General features: G+C 71.9%; 17 protein-coding genes. 6 read left to right on the forward strand and 11 right to left on the reverse strand.

From position 1 onward, the window contains the following. Positions 1–176 precede the first annotated feature (176 nt). The 5 genes from MRBLWS13_RS08315 to MRBLWS13_RS08335 form a co-directional block, all read right to left on the reverse strand. Positions 177–1,232 carry an alpha/beta hydrolase gene (locus MRBLWS13_RS08315; RefSeq protein WP_349428558.1) on the reverse strand — a complete coding sequence of 352 codons (1,056 nt, stop codon included), beginning with the start codon at positions 1,230–1,232 and terminating at the stop codon, positions 177–179. Between the two features lie 88 nt (positions 1,233–1,320). Further along, the gene (locus MRBLWS13_RS08320) at positions 1,321–2,694 is read right to left on the reverse strand and encodes an FAD-dependent oxidoreductase (RefSeq protein WP_349428559.1); all 1,374 of its coding nucleotides are present in this window, start codon (positions 2,692–2,694) and stop codon (positions 1,321–1,323) included. A 77-nt stretch (positions 2,695–2,771) separates the two neighbouring features. After that, positions 2,772–3,827, reverse strand: coding sequence for a polyprenyl synthetase family protein (locus MRBLWS13_RS08325; protein ID WP_349428560.1), 1,056 nt, complete (start codon positions 3,825–3,827; stop codon positions 2,772–2,774). Positions 3,828–4,074: 247 nt separating this feature from the next. Then, positions 4,075–4,758: a class I SAM-dependent methyltransferase gene (locus MRBLWS13_RS08330; RefSeq protein ID WP_349429022.1), complete on the reverse strand. Its 684-nt coding sequence runs from the start codon at positions 4,756–4,758 to the stop codon at positions 4,075–4,077. 82 nt (positions 4,759–4,840) lie between these two features. After that, positions 4,841–5,557 carry a DUF402 domain-containing protein gene (locus MRBLWS13_RS08335; RefSeq protein WP_349428561.1) on the reverse strand — a complete coding sequence of 239 codons (717 nt, stop codon included), beginning with the start codon at positions 5,555–5,557 and terminating at the stop codon, positions 4,841–4,843. A 22-nt stretch (positions 5,558–5,579) separates the two neighbouring features. On the opposite strand from MRBLWS13_RS08335, the gene MRBLWS13_RS08340 reads away from it, so the two are divergent. Beyond that, positions 5,580–6,896 (forward strand): chorismate-binding protein, encoded by a 1,317-nt coding sequence (locus MRBLWS13_RS08340; RefSeq protein WP_349428562.1) that lies wholly within the window; start codon positions 5,580–5,582, stop codon positions 6,894–6,896. A 144-nt stretch (positions 6,897–7,040) separates the two neighbouring features. On the opposite strand, the gene MRBLWS13_RS08345 is transcribed toward MRBLWS13_RS08340, so the two are convergent. From MRBLWS13_RS08345 to MRBLWS13_RS08355, 3 genes are all read right to left on the reverse strand, one after another. Further along, positions 7,041–7,904 (reverse strand): polyphosphate kinase 2 family protein, encoded by an 864-nt coding sequence (locus MRBLWS13_RS08345; protein WP_349428563.1) that lies wholly within the window; start codon positions 7,902–7,904, stop codon positions 7,041–7,043. 88 nt (positions 7,905–7,992) lie between these two features. Continuing rightward, positions 7,993–9,816, reverse strand: coding sequence for a 2-succinyl-5-enolpyruvyl-6-hydroxy-3-cyclohexene-1-carboxylic-acid synthase (gene menD / locus MRBLWS13_RS08350; RefSeq protein ID WP_349428564.1), 1,824 nt, complete (start codon positions 9,814–9,816; stop codon positions 7,993–7,995). A gap of 1 nt (position 9,817) precedes the next feature. Next, the gene (locus tag MRBLWS13_RS08355) at positions 9,818–10,324 is read right to left on the reverse strand and encodes a PLDc N-terminal domain-containing protein (RefSeq protein WP_349428566.1); all 507 of its coding nucleotides are present in this window, start codon (positions 10,322–10,324) and stop codon (positions 9,818–9,820) included. 91 nt (positions 10,325–10,415) lie between these two features. On the opposite strand from MRBLWS13_RS08355, the gene MRBLWS13_RS08360 reads away from it, so the two are divergent. Further along, entirely contained in the window at positions 10,416–10,727 is a 312-nt protein-coding gene (locus tag MRBLWS13_RS08360; protein WP_349428567.1) for a DUF4229 domain-containing protein, read from the forward strand. A gap of 311 nt (positions 10,728–11,038) precedes the next feature. Here MRBLWS13_RS08360 and MRBLWS13_RS08365 read toward each other — a convergent pair whose 3' ends face one another. Next, on the reverse strand, positions 11,039–12,022 hold the full coding sequence (locus tag MRBLWS13_RS08365) for a 1,4-dihydroxy-2-naphthoate polyprenyltransferase (protein ID WP_349428568.1): 984 nt from the start codon (positions 12,020–12,022) through the stop codon (positions 11,039–11,041). Positions 12,023–12,113: 91 nt separating this feature from the next. Between MRBLWS13_RS08365 and MRBLWS13_RS08370 the strand changes: the two genes are divergently transcribed. Then, positions 12,114–12,497: a VOC family protein gene (locus tag MRBLWS13_RS08370; protein ID WP_349428569.1), complete on the forward strand. Its 384-nt coding sequence runs from the start codon at positions 12,114–12,116 to the stop codon at positions 12,495–12,497. Positions 12,498–12,791: 294 nt separating this feature from the next. On the opposite strand, the gene MRBLWS13_RS08375 is transcribed toward MRBLWS13_RS08370, so the two are convergent. Then, positions 12,792–13,946, reverse strand: coding sequence for an AMP-binding protein (locus MRBLWS13_RS08375; RefSeq protein WP_349428570.1), 1,155 nt, complete (start codon positions 13,944–13,946; stop codon positions 12,792–12,794). 95 nt (positions 13,947–14,041) lie between these two features. Further along, positions 14,042–14,911 carry a 1,4-dihydroxy-2-naphthoyl-CoA synthase gene (locus MRBLWS13_RS08380; protein ID WP_349429023.1) on the reverse strand — a complete coding sequence of 290 codons (870 nt, stop codon included), beginning with the start codon at positions 14,909–14,911 and terminating at the stop codon, positions 14,042–14,044. A 112-nt stretch (positions 14,912–15,023) separates the two neighbouring features. Between MRBLWS13_RS08380 and MRBLWS13_RS08385 the strand changes: the two genes are divergently transcribed. Genes MRBLWS13_RS08385 through MRBLWS13_RS08395 form a run of 3 tightly spaced genes read left to right on the forward strand, consistent with a single transcriptional unit; the run spans position 15,024 to position 19,288 of the window. Beyond that, complete coding sequence (locus MRBLWS13_RS08385) at positions 15,024–15,569, forward strand: hypothetical protein (protein ID WP_349428572.1); 546 nt, start codon at positions 15,024–15,026, stop codon at positions 15,567–15,569. Position 15,570: 1 nt separating this feature from the next. Further along, positions 15,571–18,816, forward strand: coding sequence for an ATP-binding cassette domain-containing protein (locus MRBLWS13_RS08390; protein ID WP_349428574.1), 3,246 nt, complete (start codon positions 15,571–15,573; stop codon positions 18,814–18,816). A gap of 25 nt (positions 18,817–18,841) precedes the next feature. After that, positions 18,842–19,288, forward strand: a complete 447-nt coding sequence (locus tag MRBLWS13_RS08395) for a hypothetical protein (protein ID WP_349428576.1) — start codon at positions 18,842–18,844, stop codon at positions 19,286–19,288. Positions 19,289–19,339: the final 51 nt, after the last annotated feature.

A 19,339-nucleotide genomic window follows, 5' to 3' on the forward strand; every position in this document is an offset into this window, starting at 1 on the left:
GGCCTGTCGTCGTCTGCTCTCGCTCACCAACCCCCCGGTTAGCGGCGCTCGACGACGGTTTGGGAAGGATTCTTTGGGGAGGGCCTTCCCTGAGATGCTGGGGACATCTCCCCTACAGCTTAACCCGGGCTCCTAGGTGTCCGCTGTCCCCTCTTCGGGGGACATTTTCGGGTACATCAGTCCGGTACGACGTACCCCTTCACCCAACGGTCGAGAGCATCGTACGCCTGCGCGCGGGGTTCGTCACGTGAAAGGAACACGTCGTGGATCGCGCCTTCGATCCGGGCGATCGTCACGAGTTCGCCGACCTTGGTGGAGGCTCGGGCGATGTCGTCGACGACCAGCACCGAGTCCGTCGACGTCATCGATTCGCGCCATGCGAGCGGAGGCGTCGAGGCCGTCGACAGCAGCACCATCGCAGGGCAGCCCACGTCGATGCCCGACGCGACGCGGCGATGCCCCGCCATGACGGCGGACAGCCAGCCGGGCGCCGTCGGAAACCCACGGTCGGGCCGCCAGAGCGCCCGATGCTCGCCGTTGGGAAGGCTGCCGATCTCATCCTGGGCGCGCGTGTAGAAGCCGAAGTCGACGGCAGGCTGGGTGCCCCGAGGATCGAGGCGTGCACGCATGTCGACCAGGGGCGCAAGGGCCTGACGCCCGAGCGGGCCGAGCTGCAATTCGAGCCACGGGCTGTTCAGCACGAGCGCGTCGGCGCGCCCCGGATGGCGCGCGGCCCACAGCGTGAGCGTGAGACCGCCGGTCGAATGGCCCATGAGCACGAGCCGGCGCCCCTTCCGCGCGGCCCGCCTGTCCGGTTTCGCCCCGGCACGTGATCCGCGTCCGTTGCCGGTCGCCGCCGGGTGGTGGCCCATTGCCCGCAGAGCCGCCTCGATGTCGACGTCGTAGTCGTCGAGCGAGTCGATGTAGCCCGGAGACTGACCGTCGCGAAGGCTGCGGCCGTAGCGGCGCAGGTCGAGGGCGAAGAACCGCGCCCCGCGGTGGGTCCAGAACCGCGCGAGCTCGCGCTGGAAGAAGTAGTCGGACCAGCCGTGCACGTACAGCACATCGACGTCCCGCAGCGGCGCGAAAGCTGTCACCACCGGGTTCGGGACGCTGCGGACCAGGGTGGCGACGAGATCCCCGTGCTCGCCCGCCACACCGAGGGACAGCGTCAGCTGCTCGAACGGCTCCCCGAGGACGTCGGGGACCCACGTCTGGGATGGCCCGGCCATGCGCTCAGCCTACGGGGGCACTGCGCTCGGGCCGGCTCAGCCGTCGGAGTGTGCGCCGCCGCGCCGACAGGCGCGACGGCCGGGCCCGCTACTCGCCGCGCGAGATCGTCACCATCTCGTCGCGCGGCACGACCTTGACGCGCGCCCGCTCGTGCGGGGCGCCGAGCGCGACCTCGTGCCCGTCGAGGCGGTGCCAGCCCTCCAGGTCGGTCCACGCCACGCCGCGCGAGGCGAGCAGCTCAGGGATGGACGCCTCCGAGGGGTCGGCCGGCTGCCACCACGTGCCCTGATCGTTGATCAGATGGCGGATGGTCTCCATCGCGTCGGACTTGGTGTGACCGATGAGGCCGACGGGTCCGCGCTTGATCCAGCCGGTGGCGTACACGCCGTTGACCCGCTGGTTCGAGTCCGTGCTCAGCACCTGACCCTCGCGGTTGGGAATGACGCCGTGCCGCTTGTCGAACGGCACGCCGGGCAGCGGCGAGCCGAAGTAGCCGACGGCGCGGTATAGCGCCTGGATCGGCAGCTCGCGCAGCTCGCCGGTGCCGACCACCCCGCCCTCGCCGTCGGGGCGGGTCCGCTCGTAGACGAGCGCCGACACGCGGCCCTCGGCATCCGTCTTGACCTCCAACGGCTTCGCGTAGAAGTGCAGGTGCAGGCGGCGGGATGCCGTGCCCCCGGCGTTGTTGACCGAGTCGCGCTTGCGCCACGACTGCAGCACGCGGTCGATGACCATGACCTGCTTGTTGCTCGCGATGGCGGCGCGCGCCGCGTCGTCGTAGTCGAAGTCCTCGTCGTAGACCACCATGTCGACGTCGCGCAGCTCGCCGAGTTCGCGGAGCTCCAGTGGCGTGAACTTGACGTTCGCGGGCCCGCGGCGGCCGAACACGTGCACGTCGGTCACGTTCGAGGCGGCGAGGCCCTCGTAGACGTTGTCGGGGATCTCGGTGGGCAGCAGATCCTCGGCGTGCTTGGCCAGCATGCGCGACACATCGAGGGCGACGTTGCCGTTGCCGAGGACGGCTACGGATGCCGCATCCAGCGGCCATTCGCGCGGCACGTCCGGGTGCCCGTCGAACCAGCTCACGAAGTCGGCCGCGCCGTACGAGCCGGCGGCGTCGATGCCCGGGATGTCGAGGTCGGTGTCGCGGATGGCCCCGGTGGCGAAGATCACGGCGTGGTAGTGGTGCTTGAGGTCGTCGAGGGTGATGTCCTCGCCGAAGCGCACATTGCCGAAGATGCGGATGTCGCCGCGGTCGAGCACCTCGCGCAGCGCCGTGATGATGCCCTTGATGCGCGGGTGGTCGGGGGCGACGCCGTAGCGGACCAGCCCGTAAGGAGCGGGCAGCTGCTCGAACAGGTCGATCGACACGTCGAACTTGCGCTCGGCCTTCAGCAGGATGTCGGCGGCGTAGATGCCTGCCGGTCCTGCACCGACGATCGCCAGCCGGAGCTTGGTCATGGGGGTCCTTTCGGGAACTCGGCTCGTCGCACTCCCCGGTCGTTGAGCGAGCGAAGCGAGACGAAACGCGGGAACGTCTAACTGGAGCGGTCGGCGACAGCCTGCGCGAAACGGGTGAGGGCCTCGCGCACGGCGCCGTCCGGGAGCGGCGCAAGCGCCTCGATCGCCTCGGTCGACCACGCGTGCGCGAGGTCGAGGGTGGCTTCGGTCGCCTCGTGATCGCGCAGCTGCGCGAGCGGCTCGTCGAGGATCGAGGGATCGGCGCCGTCGGCGATGCGCGCGACGCCGTCGTCGATGCGCGCGCGCAGCTCGATGGATGCGGCATCCTTCCGCTCGCCGAGCACGAGGTAGGGCATCGTCGGCACGCCGGCGCGCAGGTCGGTGCCGGGAACCTTGCCCGTCTCGACCGGGTCGGCGGACAGATCGATGACGTCGTCGAGAAGCTGGAACGCGACGCCGGCCTTCTCGCCGAACGTCACCATCGGCTCTTCGAACTCCGCAGGACCGTTCGAGAAGATCACGCCCGACTGCGCAGCGGCGGCGATCAGCGAGCCGGTCTTGTCGGAGAGGACGTTCAGATAGAACTCGACACGATCGTCGGTCTCGGACGGGCCCACCGTCTCATGCATCTGACCGAGCACGAGCCGCTCGAACGTGTCAGCCTGCAGCCGGATGGCGCGGTCGCCATGGCGGGCCATGATCTGGCTCGCGCGCGAGAACAGCAGGTCGCCGGTGAGGATCGCGACGTTGTTGCCCCACACCGCGTGGGCGCTGGGCACACCGCGGCGCTTGTCGGCGGCATCCATCACGTCGTCGTGGTAGAGCGAGCCGAGGTGGGTCATCTCGAGCGCCGTGGCGGCCTGGATGACCTCGTCGGTCGCACCCTCCCCCAGCTGGGCGGTCAGCAGCGCGAGCATCGGGCGCACACGCTTGCCGCCGGCGTCGTACAGGTAGCGGCTGGTGGCGTCGGCGAGGGTGTCGGCGACACGCAGTTCGCGCTCGAGGGCGCTGTCGACGCGCTTCAGGCCCGCCTCGACGGTCTTGAGCAGGCTGCGCGATCGCGCACCCGCGAAGATGCGGTCGGTCAGGCCCAGCTTGCCCGCGATGTGCGAGCCCGGCGCTGTCGGTGTCACATGCCCAGCCTACCGGGGGCGCGTTTGCCCTCGTCCCACGGTCGGCGAGGACATGGAGTCCCGGTCGTCGAGCGAGCGAGGAACACGGTCGTCGAGCGAGCTTGGAACGCGGTCGTTGAGCCAGCTTGGAACGCGGTCGTTGAGCGAGCGAGGAACGAGCGAGACGAAACGCCTGCACCCGGCGCATCAGAGTGGTTCGAGGCGTTTCGTCTCGCTTCGCTCGCTCAACGACCGAGGGATCGCTCGCTCAACGACCGGTAGGCTTCGTAGCCCGGTGCAGCGCGACGATGCCCATCGAGAGGTTGCGGTGGGCGACGTTCGTCCACCCCGCCTCACGGATCCAGGCCGCCAGGGTGCGCTGGTCGGGCCAGTCGCGGATCGACTCGTTCAGGTAGTCGTACGCCTCGGCGTTCGAGCTCACGGTCTTCGCGACGACCGGCAGCACGCGGTCGTTGTAGAAGCGGTAGAGCCCGTTGAAGGCCTTCGACGGCGGGCGCGAGAACTCGCAGATCACGAGTCGCCCGCCTGGCTTCGTCACGCGCAGCAGCTCGCGCAGCGCCTTCTTCGGCTCGTTGACGTTGCGCAGCCCGAACGACATCGTGACGGTGTCGAACTCGTCGTCGCCGAACGGGAGCGCGGTCGCGTCCGCCTGCACGAACGACAGATTCCGGATGCCGCCGCCCGGCGCACCTGCCCCGTGCCGGCGCTCGCCCTCGGCGATCATGCCGGGCGAGAAGTCCGCCGCGACCACGTCGGCGCCGCGGCCGGCGAGCGCCACGCTGGACGCGCCGGTTCCGGCGGCGAGATCGAGGATGCGCTGGCCGGGACGAGGGTCGACCGCGCGCGTCGTCGCAGCACGCCAGAACCGGTCGTTGCCCATGCTGAGCACGGTGTTGGTGCGGTCGTAGCCGGCGGCGACCTGGTCGAACATGCCGCTCACGCGCGAGGGATCCTTGTGCAGGTCGGCGCGATTCGGCTCGTGATCGGAGGGGTGGGATGCCACGGCTTCGAGTCTAGGCGGCGCTGCCGGGCCGAGCGGGGCCGGGGCGGGCGGGGTCGGCGGCCGTGGTGTCTGCGTCACGATCGTCGGTCTCGGCGAAGTCCACGGGGGCGGGCTGTGCCACCGGCGGCAGCGCGGCCAGGCGGGCGAGCCAGTGCAGGGCGGTCGCGTCGTCGAACGGAGCGAGGTCTGCGCGCACGCGCCCTTCGAGCTCGACGGCGACGGACTCGAGCCTCTCCACCAGGTCGAGCGGGTAGTGGTAGGCGACGCGGTGCTCCTCCCACTCGTCGCGGTCCTCGATATAGACGTCCCCGGGGCTGCGCAGCACGCCATCGCGGTCGAGGTACGGTTGCGCGGGCTCGCGCCGGACGACGTCGAGGTCCATGTCGATCCCGGTCGGGAGGCCGGCATCCCATCGCACATCCCAGGCGATGTCGATGTACACGCGCGTCGAGTGCGGGGCGGCGTTGTGCGTGTAGGCGAAGTCGCCGCTCGGCGGGATCAGCGTGACGCTGTCGTGCTCGGCGGCGAACTCGCGCCCCGGTCGCGCGTTGTTCCAGCCGGCGGGCTGCCCGAGCCAGTCGCCCCAGCGATCGCTGCCGAGGTAGATCTCGTCGTTGACCCAGTGGGCGCCGCCGTCCCACTTGCGCCAGCGGAACTGCAGCGCGGTCCCGACTGCGGGTCGCTCGGGATGGTGCGGATGAGGCTGCTCGTCGGCGTCGGCGGTCACCTCGCGAGTCTAGGCTGGAGGCGTGACATCTGCGCTCCGCCCGCCCCAGCTGGTGGTCGAGACCCGCGAGATCGAGCACGTCGACGACCTCCTCACGTACGCCTCGCCCGACGAGCCGCTCGCGTGGCTGCGGCGCGGCGACGGCATCGTCGGCCTCGGATCCGTGGGCGGGTACGAGCGGGGGCCGCAGAGCGATCCCGGCCTCGACCCTGCGACCCTGGCGACTCCGGCCGACACGTGGCGCCGGATCGCCGAGGCAGCCGAGGTCGACGACCCGGTGGGCCTTCCGGGCACGGGTCTTGTCGCCTTCGGCACGTTCGTCTTCGACGACAGCTCTTCAGGCACGAGCCGTCTCGTGGTCCCGCAGACCGTCGTCGGTCGCCATCACGGGCGGTCATGGGTGACCCGCATCCGCACGGCCGACACCGAGCTTCACGTCGCCACCGTCGAGCCGACGCCGTACGGCCCCTACTGGTCGGCGACCCTCGGCCCCGGCACGCTCAACCCGGCCGGCTATCAGGCCGCGGTGCGGCGGGCCGTGGACGCGATCGTCCGCGGCGAGCTCGAGAAGGTCGTGCTCGCGCGCGACCTCGTGGGCACGATCCCGGCCGGCGCCGACCTGCGCAGGCTCGTCCGCGCCCTGGCCGACGACTATCCCGACACCTGGACCTTCGCCGTCGACGGGCTCATCGGCGCGAGCCCCGAGACCCTCGTGACGGCCTCGCGCGGCGTCGTGACCGCACGGGTGCTCGCCGGGACGATCCCCCGCGGCACCGACGCGCACGACGACACCGCGGCATCCACCTCCCTCGCGCACAGTGGGAAGGACCTCGACGAGCACCGCTACGCCGTGCAGAGCGTGCTCGCGACGCTCGGCCCGCACGTCAGCCACCTGAGCGCCGATCCCGAGCCCTTCACGCTCAAGCTGCCGAACCTGTGGCATCTGGCGACGGATGTCGCCGGCGACCTCGCCGACCACGCCTCGGCGCTCGACCTCGTGGCGGCGCTGCACCCGACCGCGGCCGTCGCCGGGACGCCGCGGGATGCCGCGCTCAACCTGATCCGCCGACTCGAGCCGTTCGACCGCCGTCGGTACGCCGGCCCGGTCGGGTGGGTCGACGGCGACGGGAACGGCGAGTGGGCCATCGCCCTGCGGTGCGCCCAGATCGGCGCGACGCCCCGACGGGCTCAGGAACCGGCCTCGGCGGACGCGGCCGACAGCGACACCATTCCCGTCGTCGCCCACGCCGGCGCCGGCATCGTCGCACAGAGCAACCCCGAGACGGAGCTGCTCGAGACCCGCGTGAAGTTCCGCCCGATCGTCGACGCCCTCGCCTGAGCGAGTCGCCGGGGGTGGAGCGTGCATCCCGGCGAGACGACAAGGCACGGACGAGACGGTGGGTGAACCCCACGGTCTCGTCCGCGCACTGTCGTCTCGCGCGACCGCAGCGCGCGGAGGCGACGTCAGCGCGCGGAGGCGACGTCAGCTCGCGGCGAGCCGCGCCTTCTCGGTCTCAACGTCGAAGGTCGCCACCGGCCAGTGCGGGTCGATCTCCTCCAGAGCCTCGAGGAGCAGGTGCTGCACCGCCAGGCGCGCGTACCACTTGCGGTCGGCGGGCACGACATGCCACGGAGCGTGATCGGTCGAGGTGCGCTCGAAGACGGTCTGGTACGCCGCCATGTACGACGGCCAGAGTTCTCGCTCGTCGACGTCGCCGGGGTTGTACTTCCAGTGCTTGTCGGGCCGCTCGAGCCGCTCCATGAGCCGCGACTTCTGCTCCTCGGGCGAGATGTGCAGCATCACCTTGACGACCCGGGTCCCGGTGTCGGTGAGGCGCTTCTCGAACTCGTTGATGGCGCCGTAGCGGCGCTCGATCTCTTCGGCCGGCGCGAGCTGTCGCACGCGGCCGATCAGCACGTCCTCGTAGTGCGAGCGGTCGAAGACGCCGATGAGCCCCGACACCGGCAGACGCCGCTCGACCCGCCACAGGAAGTCGTGCTCGAGCTCTTCGGGGGTCGGCTTCTTGAACGCCGAGAGCACGACGCCCTGCGGGTCGACCGAGCCGACCACGTGCCGGATGATCCCGCCCTTGCCGGCCGAGTCCATGGCCTGCAGCACCAGCAGCACGGCGGCATCCGTCGCCTCCACGCGGCTGCGCGCGTAGAGCCGCTCCTGATACTCGTCGAGTTCGGCCGCGCCCGCCTCCAGGTCCTCCGCGGCCTGGACCTTGTCCTTCGCATAACCCGGCGTCGAACGGGTGTCGACGTCGGCGAGGCGGAACCCCTCGCCGACCCGGAGGAGATCGGCGACGTCGCCGATCCAGTGCTTCTGACTCGAGGCGATCATGGAGCCATCATGGCGTGCTTCGGCCGGCGGCGACCAGGATCGACCCACCGCGCGCGCCGGATCTGTGCGCGACGATCGGGCGTGTCGGTCAGCGCTCCAGCGGCACTTCGATGAGCTGGCGACCCTCGACCGCCGTCGTGAGCGCCTGATCGAGCGCGGACCGGGTCGTGACCCGCCGGTACTCCCAGCCGTACGCGAGCGCGAGCTGTTCGAGGTTCACCTCGTGCGGCGTGTACAGCACTCGATCCATGACCTCGGAGCCTGCCACGGCGGCCACCTCCAGGCCGTCGAAGATGGTGCCGCCGCCGTCGTTGCCGACCACGAGCTGGATGCGCGGCTGCTCCTCGTGCGGCGGCAGCAGCAGGGCGCCGACGTCGTGCAGCAGTGCGAGGTCGCCCAGCAGCACGCGCGTGACGCCCGCGACGCCGGCCGACTGGCTCGCCACCGCGATGCCGGTCGCCGTGGCGATCGTGCCGTCGATGCCCGCGAGCCCGCGATTCGCATGCACCGGCACCTTCTTGCCCGCCAGCACCTGATCGGCCACCCGCACCAACCGCGACGAGCCGAACACGAGGCGGTCATGAGGCCAGGAGGCCCGCCAGACGGCGTCGACGAGGGCGGCGCGATCGATCGGCGCGCGGATGACCTCGAGCTCTGCGGCGATCGCACCCAGCCGCTCCCCCTGGACCGCCGACGAGAGGCCGTCGGCGTCAGGGGCAGGAGGAGTGAGATCGACGGATGCCGCGCGCGAGGCCTGCAGCCATTCCCCGAGCCAGGCGCGGTCGGGGTCCCCCGTCGCGACGGCGATGCGGTCGGCCGCGAACGTGACGCCGTTGAGGTTGAGTGGTTCGCCGGGACCACGCACGGCCACGACCTCGACATCCGCGTCGGAGAGGAGCGCCGCGGCCTCGCGGCTGAGCGTCGGGTGCCCGAGCACGACCACGCGCTCGATGCGACCGCCGAGCTCGGGCTCGCGCAGCAGCTCCCGGTATCCGTGCACGAGATGGCGCCCGAAGCGGGCACCGCTCACGATCTCGGCGACGAGGGGCCACCCGCCCACGTGCGCGAGCTCCTCGGCCTCGGCGCCGGCATCTGCTCCCGCGAGCACGATCGTACGCGGTCCGCGCTGGAGGACGAGCGGCGCATCCTCCGGCTCGGTAGGGACGTCGGACTCGCCGATTCCGCCGCCGCCCTGGTAGAGCGCTCCGGATGCCTCGTCCTCGGCCTCGGCGTCCACGGGCGGCCCATCGGGGTCGTCGTCGACGGCGGTGTCGAGCTCCGCCGCGGGGACCCCCATCCACGCAGGGAGTGCTCCGGCCAGCGGCTCGCGGTACGGCAGGTTCAGGTGCACCGGGCCTGGCGCGCGCGTTCCGGCACCGAGGGCGGCGGCGACGGCCTCGTCGGCGAGCGCCCGCAGCATCGCGCTCTGCTCGTGCGTCCCGTCCGGGTCGACCGCCTCCGGCACCGGCACGTCGGCTTCGAGCCGCACGCTGGGTGCGAACATCCCGGGCTGGCGCGTGGTCTGGTTGGCGCCGACGCCTCGCAGCTCGGGCGGGCGGTCAGCCGTCAGCAGCAGGAGCGGCACACCGGCGTGGTGGGCTTCGAGCGCGGCGGGCAGCAGGTTGGCGACCGCTGTGCCGGAGGTGCAGACCACGGCCGCCGGCATCCGTGTCTCCCGCCCGATGCCGAGCGCCGTGAAGCCCGCGACGCGCTCGTCGATGCGCACGTGCAGGCGGATCGCGCCCCGCCGCTCGAGCTCCGCGGCGACGAGCGCCAGCGACTGCGAGCGCGAGCCTGGACTGAGCACGACGTGGCGCAAGCCGAGCTCCACGAGCCGGCACAGGAGCGCCGCGGCAGCGTCGGTCGCGGGCGCGGAGTCGAGCGCGCCTGCGGCGCGGCGGGTATCGGTCACGTCAGCCGATGGCCCCGCGCTGGCCGCGGGCGTCGTCATCGCCCTCGGCGGGGCGGGTCGGCGGCTTCGGCTGCGGCGGGGTGCCCGGCGCGGCGGTGCCGCCCGCGGCGGCCGTTCCGGGGGCGGTGCCACCCGGAGCAGCGGTGTCGTCGGATTCCGCCGGGCCGAGAGGCTGGCTCCAGCGGGGGTCGTCGCTCTCGGCGTCGAGCTGCGCCAGCTCCTCCTCGAGGCGGCGGATGCGCTCGTCCTGATCGCTGATCGTGCCGATGCGGCCGAGGAACTCGGGGTCGTCATCCGGCGCGCGGCGGGCGGCGACGGACGAGGCCCGCACGCGTCCGACGATGAGCCAGAGCAGGCCGCCGAGGACGGGCAGCAGGACGACGATGAGGATCCAGACCGGCTTGCTCACACCACGGTGGCGGCTCGGGGGCTGGACCGCGCAATCGACGATGGTGAAGACCCAGAACGCGGTCGCCACCAGGGCCAGTATCAACAGCACCCGAGGCATCTTCCCATCCTAGGCGGGCGCGGCCCGGCGTGGGCGTGCCGTGACGCAACCGTCGCCGAACCCGCCCGTGGGTCGAACGTAGGATGGACGGGTGAAAGCGCGCTCGGCCATCGTCTACTCGGTGCTGCGGCTGCTGGCGTTCCTCGTGCCGTTCGGCATCCTGATGCTGTTCCCGATCATGCAGGAGTACTACTGGCTCGCCGCCATCTTCGCCGCGCTCATCGGCCTGAGCCTGTCGGTGCTCTTCCTGCGCAAGCCGCTCGAGGATGCGACGTCGGGTCTCGCCGAGCGCCGTGCCCGGTCGCGCAGCGCGGTCACCGACGAGCAGGCGGAGGATGCCGCGGCCGACGCCACCACCGACCCCCGCGCTCCCGACAACAAGACGCCGGATTCCCGGGCCTGACGAACCGCGGGCTCGAGGCGCCGAAGCCCTGAGGCGGCCCAGCCCCCGACGCCGCGGGGCCTGACGTGCTCCTGAGACGCCGTCGTCGCAAGAAGGGCGCTGCGCGCCGGAACAATGCTCCGGACGCTCCTTCCATGCCCCCAACAGGTCAACCGCGCTTCCACAGGAGAGTGGAACGGTTCAACCTCCTGTGGAAGGCCGGTTGACCTGTTGAAGCGACGCGACTCCGGGCCGGACTGCGACCGCAGTGCGCTGCAGCGCGATCCCCGCCGACCCGGAGGGCGACGGATACCGGGGCCGCGGCATCCGCCTCAGCCGATGAAGGCCCACATCAGGAAGGCGCCGTACGCGACCGAGGTGAGCGAGGTGAGGCCGAGGGCGACCACGAGTTCGCGCGGATCGCGGTATGTCCACACGATGAGGATCGCGGGCAGCCCCGCCAGCAGGGCGAGGAGCGTGAGCCACGCGATCGGGTAGCCGATCCATGCGAGGAAGGCGGCGATCAGGAATGCGACAAGCACCAACACCGTGAACAGCCAGCGCGTGGCGGTGCGGCCGATGAGCACGGTGAGCGTCTTCTTGCCTGCGACGCGGTCCTGGTCGATGTCGCGGAGGTTGTTGGCAAGGAGCACCGCACACGCGAGGAGTCCCACGCCGACGGCGCCGAACCAGGCCTCCTGCGGCAGTGCGATCGCCTGCACCCAGGTCGTGCCGAGGGTGGCGACGAGGCCGAAGAACACGAAGACGAAGAGCTCGCCGAGGCCGTAGTACCCGTAGGGGCGCTTGCCTCCGGTGTAGAACCATGCGGCGATGAGGCAGACCGCGCCGACCGCGAGGAGCCACCACTGCTGCGTGCGGATCGTGATGGCGAGACCGGCGATCGCGGCGATCGCGAAGAACGCCAGCGCCACCAGCAGCACGGTGCGTGGCTTGACCTTGCGCGACGCCGTGAGGCGCGCGGGCCCGACGCGGTGGTCGTCGGTGCCGCGGATGCCGTCGCTGTAGTCGTTGGCGTAGTTGACGCCGATCTGCAGCGACACCGAGACGATGAGGCAGAACAGCGCGATCACCCAGTGGAAGACGTCGGTCACGAGGATCGCCGCGCCCGTGCCGACCAGGATCGGTGTGATCGCCAGCGGCAGGGTGCGCAGCCGTGCCGCGCCGATCCAGTCGCCGATGGTGGGCTTCGCGACGCGCGCGGGATCACGCGAGACGTTCGACTTCTGCGGGTTCCCGCGAGACTGCTGCTTCTTCGCGCCCGCGGTGCCGCGCTTCTTGCTGGAGGTTGCTGCCACGAATGCACATCTTAGGGGTCCGGCCGATGAAGACCGGCGTGGCCGTCAACCCCCTCGCCGCATGTCGGGAGCCGCGCGGATCATAGAGGCCATGTTGAGCATCGGATCCACGGTCCTCACCGTGGAAGACATCGGCCGCGCCGGCGACTTCTGGCGCTCCGCCCTCGGCTACGAGAGTCGCAGCGAGCCCAGCGACGACTGGGTGATCCTCGACCCGCCCGGCAAGGCCCACTGGGCGGCGCCCGGCGCGAGCCTCGCCCTGTCGGTCACCGGATATCCCCAGCACTACCCGCCGCGCATCCACCTCGACCTCTACGCCGAAGACCAGGCGGCGGAGATCCGGCGGCTCCTCGATCTCGGCGCCCGCGAGGTCGACTGGGACGGCTACCCCGACGACGCCGACTGGGTCGTGCTCGAAGACACCGAGGGCAACAGGTTCTGCGTGGTGCAGACGGGCCCTTACCCGAAGAGCTGACGCGCACCCCGGGCTCAGGGCGGCGGGCTGGCTGTGGGACAGCCGCGCGTTCCTCAAACGAGGACCGGAGTTCCTCAAATGAGGCCAGATTCACGAAGGGCATCCTCGAACGAGGACAAGCGGTTCATCGAACGAGCGGAGTGCGCTCCTCAGATGAGGAACGGAGCCGAAACGAGGATCGAAACCGCCGAAATCGACCTCATCTCGGCACTCGTCCTCAGTTGAGGACCAGCGCAGTGACGACGTGGCCGGCAGCGAGGACGAGGCAGCGCCTCGAGCGGAGGGCCAGGCGGATCAGTGCAGGGCGAGGACCGCGCGGCGGATGGCCTCGCGGTCGGGCTTACCTGAGGGCAGCGTCGCCAGTTCGTCGACGAGCACGAGGCGCGACGGACGCGCGTGCGCGCCGATCTCGGCCTGCACGGCGGCGCGCGCCTCCTGCAGCTGGACCGCTTCGCTGCGGCGCAGCGCCTCCCCGCGGGAGGCGACGACGACGGATGCCTCGCCCCAGCGCTCGTCGGGGATCCCGACGACGACGGCCGTGTGGAGTCCGGGTATCCCCCGCACGATCCGTTCGACGCGGTCGAGCGAGACGTTGACGCCGCCCGACACGATGACGTTGTCGATGCGCCCGCGCACCCGCAGCACGCCGTCGTCGAACAGGCCGGCGTCGCCGGTGCGGTACCACCGCGTGCCGTCGCGCTCGCGGAGGAATACGGTATCGGTCCGCACGTGATCGCCCAGGTAGCCCTCGGCCAGGGTCGGGCCCGACACCTGCACCTCGCCGCGCTCGATGCGCAGCCGCACATTCGCGAGCGGCACGCCGTCGTAGACGCAGCCGCCGCTGGTCTCGGTCGAGCCGTAGGTGCGGACGATGCGCGCACCCGCCGCCTCGGCGCGCTCGAGCGTCGCGGCGGGCAGCGCCTGGCCGCCCACGAGGATCGTCTCGAACGAGCGCACGGCGGCGAGCACCGAGCTGTCGTGCTCCGCGGCGTCGAGCAGTCTCGACAGCTGGGCCGGCACCAGCGACGTGTACGTCGGGACGCGCTCGCCTCGATCGGTCGACACCATCAGCAGGGCGGCTGCGGCGAAGGACTGGGGCGTGAAAGCGCCGGACAGGATCGCCGGCTCGCGGTCGGCGACGAGCGAGCGGACCAGCACCTGGAGCCCGGCGACGTAGCTCGCCGGCAGCGCCAGGAGCCACGCGCCGTCGCCGATGCGGTCGGCGGTCGCGAGCGCGCTCGCGGTGAGGGCGTCGCGACTGAGCACGACACTCTTGGGGATGCCGGTGGACCCCGATGTCGTCACGATGACGGCCGTTCCGGGCCGGACCTCGCCCGGGAGCCCGCTCACGAGCCCCAGGCCCAGCGCGGGACCCGCGCCGTGGAGCGCCCCGCGCAGGGCTCGGAGGATCTCGCGGGGATCGTCGCCGACGACGGGTTCGAGCTTCATGCGGACATCAACTCCCCACGCGCGCGCCACGGACGGGACTGGCCGGGCTCACAGCCCTGTCGCGCGATGTCGAGGAGTTCGTGCACGGCGGGTCCTCAGAAGTGCCAGGGGTACGGCGACCAGTCGGGGTCGCGCTTCTCGAGGAAGGCGTCGCGGCCCTCGACGGCCTCGTCGGTGCCGTACGCCAGGCGGGTCGCCTCGCCGGCGAACACCTGCTGGCCGACCATGCCATCGTCGACGGCGTTGAATGCGAACTTCAGCATGCGGATCGCGGTCGGCGACTTGGTGAGGATGGTGCGGGCCATGGCGAGCGCCTCGCGCTCGAGGTCGGCGTGCGGGACGACCCGATTGACCGCGCCCATCTCATATGCGCGCTGCGCCGAGTACTCCTCGGCGAGGAAGAACACCTCGCGCGCGAACTTCTGTCCGATCTGGCGCGCGAAGTAGGCGGAGCCGTAGCCCGCGTCGAAGGATCCGACATCCGCGTCGGTCTGCTTGAACCGGCCGTGCTCGGCCGAGGCGATCGACAGGTCGCACACGACGTGCAGCGAGTGCCCACCGCCCGCGGCCCAGCCGGGGATCACGGCGATGACGACCTTGGGCATGAAGCGGATCAGCCGCTGCACCTCGAGGATGTGCAGCCGCCCGGCGCGGGTCGGGTCGGTGACGGCATCGGAATCGGAGTACTTGTAGCCGTCGCGCCCGCGGATGCGCTGGTCGCCGCCGGAGCAGAACGCCCAGCCGCCGTCCTTGGGGCTCGGTCCGTTGCCGGTGAGCAGCACCACCCCGATACGCGGGTCCTGACGCGCGATGTCGAGCGCGCGGTACAGCTCGTCCACCGTGTGCGGGCGGAACGCGTTGCGCACCTCCGGGCGGTGGAATGCGATGCGGGCGATGCGGCCGTCGCGCGAGACGTGGGACGTGATGTCGCTGTAACCGCCCTCCGCCTGGCCGGGTGCCGGCATCCACTCGTCCTCGTCGAACAGTTCCGAAACGCTCACCCGGCCAGCCTACGGCGGCGCGTCGGCGGGCGTCATCCGCCACCGGACACCACTGCCCGCCAACTAGCCTGGATCGGTGACCTCGACTCTTCGCACCGTGGCCGCTGCCGCGGCATCCGCTGCCCTGCTCTTCACCCTCGTGGCCTGCACGGGCTCGCCCGACTCGACCCCCACGCCAGCCGAGACCAAGACTGTCGCGATCCTCGACAGCGCCTGCGGGGACGACGACGGCATCACCGTCGCCGTGGACGCGTCGAGCCTCGAGGACGGCGACAGCAAGGCGTGGTGCATCGGCACCGACGAGACGCTCGCCGCGGCCGACGCCCTCACCCTCGTGAACGTGACGACCGAGGGCACCGACGAGTACGGCGACGAGGTCGTGTGCCGCGTCAACGGCGTGCCTGCCGAAGACGTCGCGATCCCCGCTGCGGACGGCTCGGACTACTTCGAGACGTGCGAGTCGATGCCTGCCGCGTTCGCATACTGGTCGCTCTGGATCAAGCCCGCGGACGGCGAGTGGGCGTATGCCGAGGAGGGACTCTCGACCCTCCAGCTCGAGCCGGGCGAGTCGCTCGAGCTGCTCTTCACGCTGAACGGCGAGCCGGCCGCGCCGACGACCTGACATGACGTTCCGACCCGGTCCTCTGCGTGCCGCGGCGCTCCTCGCCGCAGGATTCGTAGCGGCCCGGGTCGTCTACCGCATCCTCTTCCACGGGGCCGACGGCGACGGCTTCGTGCTGCTGGATCTTCCGGCGGTGCGGCTGCCGGCGCCGTTCGCGCACGTCGTGCTGCTCGGCCCCGTCACCATCGACGGACTGTGGGATGCCGCCGCCAGCGCCCTGCCGATCGCGCTGGCGATCCTCGCCTTCGGCGTCCTGAACGCCGTCGTCGACCTCAATCGCGTGTTCGCGCGGGCGTCGCGCCGTGGTCCGCTCCGCGGCATCGCCCGCGCCCTGGCCATCGCCGGGGCGACGCTCCCCGCGCTCGCCGACGGCGCCCGGGCGGTGCGGTTCGCGCAGCGGCTGCGCGGCGAGCGCGGCGGACCACGGATGCTGCTGCCCCTGCTCGAGCGCACCCTCGAGCGCGCCGGGAACGTCGCCGCGGCCCTCGAGCTTCGCGGCTTCGCGGGGCGCGGCCTCGACGGCGACTGTCTCGCGCCCGTCGAGGCTCGCGACGTGGAGATCGGCTTCGGGCGGGTGACCCGCTCGGGGCGGGGCAGACGGGCATCCGCGGCAGATGTCGTCTCGCGCCCCGAAGCCCCGCGCAGCGCTTCGGCGATGGCGGATGCGGCGAGCCCCGGCATCCGTCTCCCCGCCGACCTCGTCCTTTCCGCCGGCACGCTGACTCTGGTGTCGGGTGCGACCGGGTCGGGAAAGTCCACGTTGCTGCGAGCCATCGCCGGCCTTCATACCCACACCGACGGCGGCTGGATCGCCGGCTCGCTGCGGGTCGTCGGACACGAGCGCGACCGGGTGCCCCCGCGCGACCTCGCGCAGCGCGTGGGCGTTGTGCTGCAGCATCCGCGCGAGGCGTTCGCGACCGAGCTCGTACGCGATGAGATCGGGCTCGCGCTCGAACTCCGCGGCGTCGCGCCGGTGATCGTGGGCGCCCGAGTGGCCGAGGTGGCGGCGCGGGTGGGCGTGACAGGGCTCCTCGACCGGCCCACGCGCGGGCTGTCGGCCGGTGAGGCGACGCTCGTCGCGATCGCCGCCGCGACAATCGAGCACCCGATCCTGCTCCTGGTCGACGAGCCGCTGGCCGACCTCGACGCCGACGCCCGCGTGCGTATCGCGGGGCTGCTCGACGCCCTCGCGCACGAGGCGGTCATGTGCGTCGTCGTGGCCGAGCACCGTGTGGCGACGCTGTCAGAGATCACCGACACCGTGCTCCGCATCGACGGCGGCGTGGTGAGCATGTCGTCTGCTGCCGGGCTTCACCCGGGCTCGGGACGCACGCGGGTCGTTCGGGCTGGATCGGTCGCGTCGCCGGCCTGGGCGATGCGAGCCACGCCGCAAGAGGATCCGGCGGCGGGGCCCGATAGCGACTGCGGCGGCCGCGCGCCGGGACACGGCGGCCGCGCGCCGGGACACGGCGGCCGCGCGCCGGGACACGGCGGCCGCGCGCCGGGACACGGCGGCCGCGCGCCGGGACACGGCGGCCGCGCGCCGGGAGACGGCGGCCGCGCGCCGGCGCTGAGCGCACGCGGGATCACCGTGCGGCACGGGGCCGTCATCGCCGTCGATTCCGCCGATCTCACGCTCGACGCGGGCGAGATCGTGGCGCTCGTCGGACCCAACGGTGCGGGCAAGTCGAGCCTGCTCGCCGCGCTCGCCGTGCCCGAGCGCGGCGCGCAGATCGAAGCGGCCGGCCGCGTGGCGTTGATTCCGGATGCCTCGGACGACCTCTTCGTCTTCGACACGGTCGGCGCGGAATGCGCCCGCGCGGATCGTCGAGCGACACGGTCGCGGCGAGAGCCCGGACGTCGACGCGGGCCGGAGCCGGCGTCCGTGGACCTCCCTTCGTCTCATCGGCACGTGCGCAGCGGCCGGCACACGATCGGCGATACCGCGGATCGGTTCGCCGGGTTCCTCGGACGCGACCCCGAAGACCCCGCGTTCGCCGCGCTTCTCGCGCGGCATCCGCGCGATCTCTCCGTCGGCGAGCGCCGCTGCCTCGCCCTCGCCATCCAGGTGGCCGGCGAGCCCGCCGTGCTGCTCGTCGACGAGCCGACCCGCGGCCTCGATCCCGCCGCACGTGATGTCCTGTGGGCGGCGCTCCTGTCGCTCGCCGAGGCCGGGGCCGCGATCGCCGTCGGCTCGCACGAGCCCGAGGTCGCGGCTCGTGCCGATCGCGTGCTGTCGATGCGTGCGGGCGTCCTCGACGCCGACCCTCCCCGTCGGCCCCCCGCAACCGCGCCGTACCGTTCTCAGGACCACCGCCCCGGACCGGCCCACGAAACCGGCCTTGCCGGGTTCCCGGGCACCGGCGTTCCTGAGTACGGTACGCAATCCGCGGCCCACCAGGCCGCAGGACGGGTGTCGGCCCGGCTTCCGCTGATCGCCCTCCTCGCCGCGAACCTCGTCGCGCTCGGGGCGTTCTGCTGGCCGCTCGTCGCGACCGCCGTGCCGCAGCAGGCGTACGCCGCGGTGCCGATTGCCGCACTCGCGCTGGCGCCGCTCGCGATGCTCGTGGTGGTGTCCACGCTCGACGGCACGGTGCGCTCGGCCCACATGCTCGCGCTGCTCGGCACACTGGCCGCGATCGGGGCGGCGGTGCGCATCGCCGGCACCGGCGTCGGCGGGGTCGAGGCCGTCTTCATCCTGCTGGTCCTCGCCGGACGGGCGTACGGGGCGCGCTTCGGCATGCTCCTCGGCATGGCGACCATCGCGCTGTCCACGGTCATCACCGGCACGTTCGGGCCGTGGACGCCCTTCCAGATGTTCGCATGCGCATGGGTCGGGGCCGTCGCCGGGCTGCTGCCGCGCCGGTCCGCACGCCCCCTCCACGCACCGCTGCCGCGCCGGCTCGCACCGACCGCCGAGATCGCCATGCTCTGCGTCTACGGCGTCGTCGCCTCGTACGTCTTCGGCCTGCTGATGAACCTGTGGTTCTGGCCGTTCGCCGTGGGCTACGGCACCGGCATCTCGTACGACGGCACCGCGCCGCTGGAGGTGAACCTGTCGAGCTTCCTGCTGTACTCGCTGGTGACGTCGACGCTCAGCTGGGACACCCTCCGCGCGATCACGACCGTCGTCGGGCTGATCGTGGTGGGCCGGCCGATCCTCGCCGCCCTGCGCCGCGCCAAGCCGCTGGCGCCGCACCGGCAGCACGCACCCGCTCCGCGAGAGCGAGCATCTGCCCTATCGTGAAGGTCACGTGCCAGGAGGAGCCCACGTGACCACAGCGATCCCCCCAACCCCGACCTCGACCCCGACGCCGACGTCGACGAATCCCGTCGGCGCCTACGTGCCCGAGATCATCTCGCTCGCGAAGCGGGGACTGTTCTGGGCGGTCTTCTACGGGCTGTTCGCGCGCGGCTCGCAGGGTGGCTGCGTCACCGCCACCGACGCTGCGGCGACCTGCTACACCGCGACACTCGAGCCGTCGCCGGTGGTGTGGCTCGCGATGGCCATCGTCTTCATCATCTCGCTGAGCCGTGCCTCCCGGGCCACCGAGGCCGCCGTCGTCACACGCGTGCTCCGGCGGGCCGCCACCGGGATGTGGGCCCTCCCGCTCCTCGCGGCGGTGATCGGCCTCGTGGCCTTCTTCGCCGCCGATCCGGCCGCCTGGGTGCACACCACGCCGCCTCCGAACGTCAGCGTCGAGATCACCACGCAATGACATGACGGATGCCGCGGGCCGCGGCATCCGTCACCGCATCAGGTGATGTCA

Origin of the sequence: Microbacterium sp. LWS13-1.2, assembly GCF_040144835.1 — a bacterium.
Classification (GTDB): domain Bacteria; phylum Actinomycetota; class Actinomycetes; order Actinomycetales; family Microbacteriaceae; genus Microbacterium.

What these genes read in the sequence shown, in the direction of transcription:
- MRBLWS13_RS08355 (WP_349428566.1), bottom strand. Translation starts at nt 10,324, where the DNA reads ATGCCTCGGGTGCTGTTGATACTGGCCCTGGTGGCGACCGCGTTCTGG.
- MRBLWS13_RS08330 (WP_349429022.1), bottom strand. Translation starts at nt 4,758, where the DNA reads ATGTTCGACCAGGTCGCCGCCGGCTACGACCGCACCAACACCGTGCTC.
- MRBLWS13_RS08380 (WP_349429023.1), bottom strand. Translation starts at nt 14,911, where the DNA reads ATGCCGGCACCCGGCCAGGCGGAGGGCGGTTACAGCGACATCACGTCC.
- MRBLWS13_RS08370 (WP_349428569.1), top strand. Translation starts at nt 12,114, where the DNA reads ATGTTGAGCATCGGATCCACGGTCCTCACCGTGGAAGACATCGGCCGC.
- MRBLWS13_RS08315 (WP_349428558.1), bottom strand. Translation starts at nt 1,232, where the DNA reads ATGGCCGGGCCATCCCAGACGTGGGTCCCCGACGTCCTCGGGGAGCCG.
- MRBLWS13_RS08390 (WP_349428574.1), top strand. Translation starts at nt 15,571, where the DNA reads ATGACGTTCCGACCCGGTCCTCTGCGTGCCGCGGCGCTCCTCGCCGCA.
- MRBLWS13_RS08375 (WP_349428570.1), bottom strand. Translation starts at nt 13,946, where the DNA reads ATGAAGCTCGAACCCGTCGTCGGCGACGATCCCCGCGAGATCCTCCGA.
- MRBLWS13_RS08345 (WP_349428563.1), bottom strand. Translation starts at nt 7,904, where the DNA reads ATGATCGCCTCGAGTCAGAAGCACTGGATCGGCGACGTCGCCGATCTC.
- MRBLWS13_RS08320 (WP_349428559.1), bottom strand. Translation starts at nt 2,694, where the DNA reads ATGACCAAGCTCCGGCTGGCGATCGTCGGTGCAGGACCGGCAGGCATC.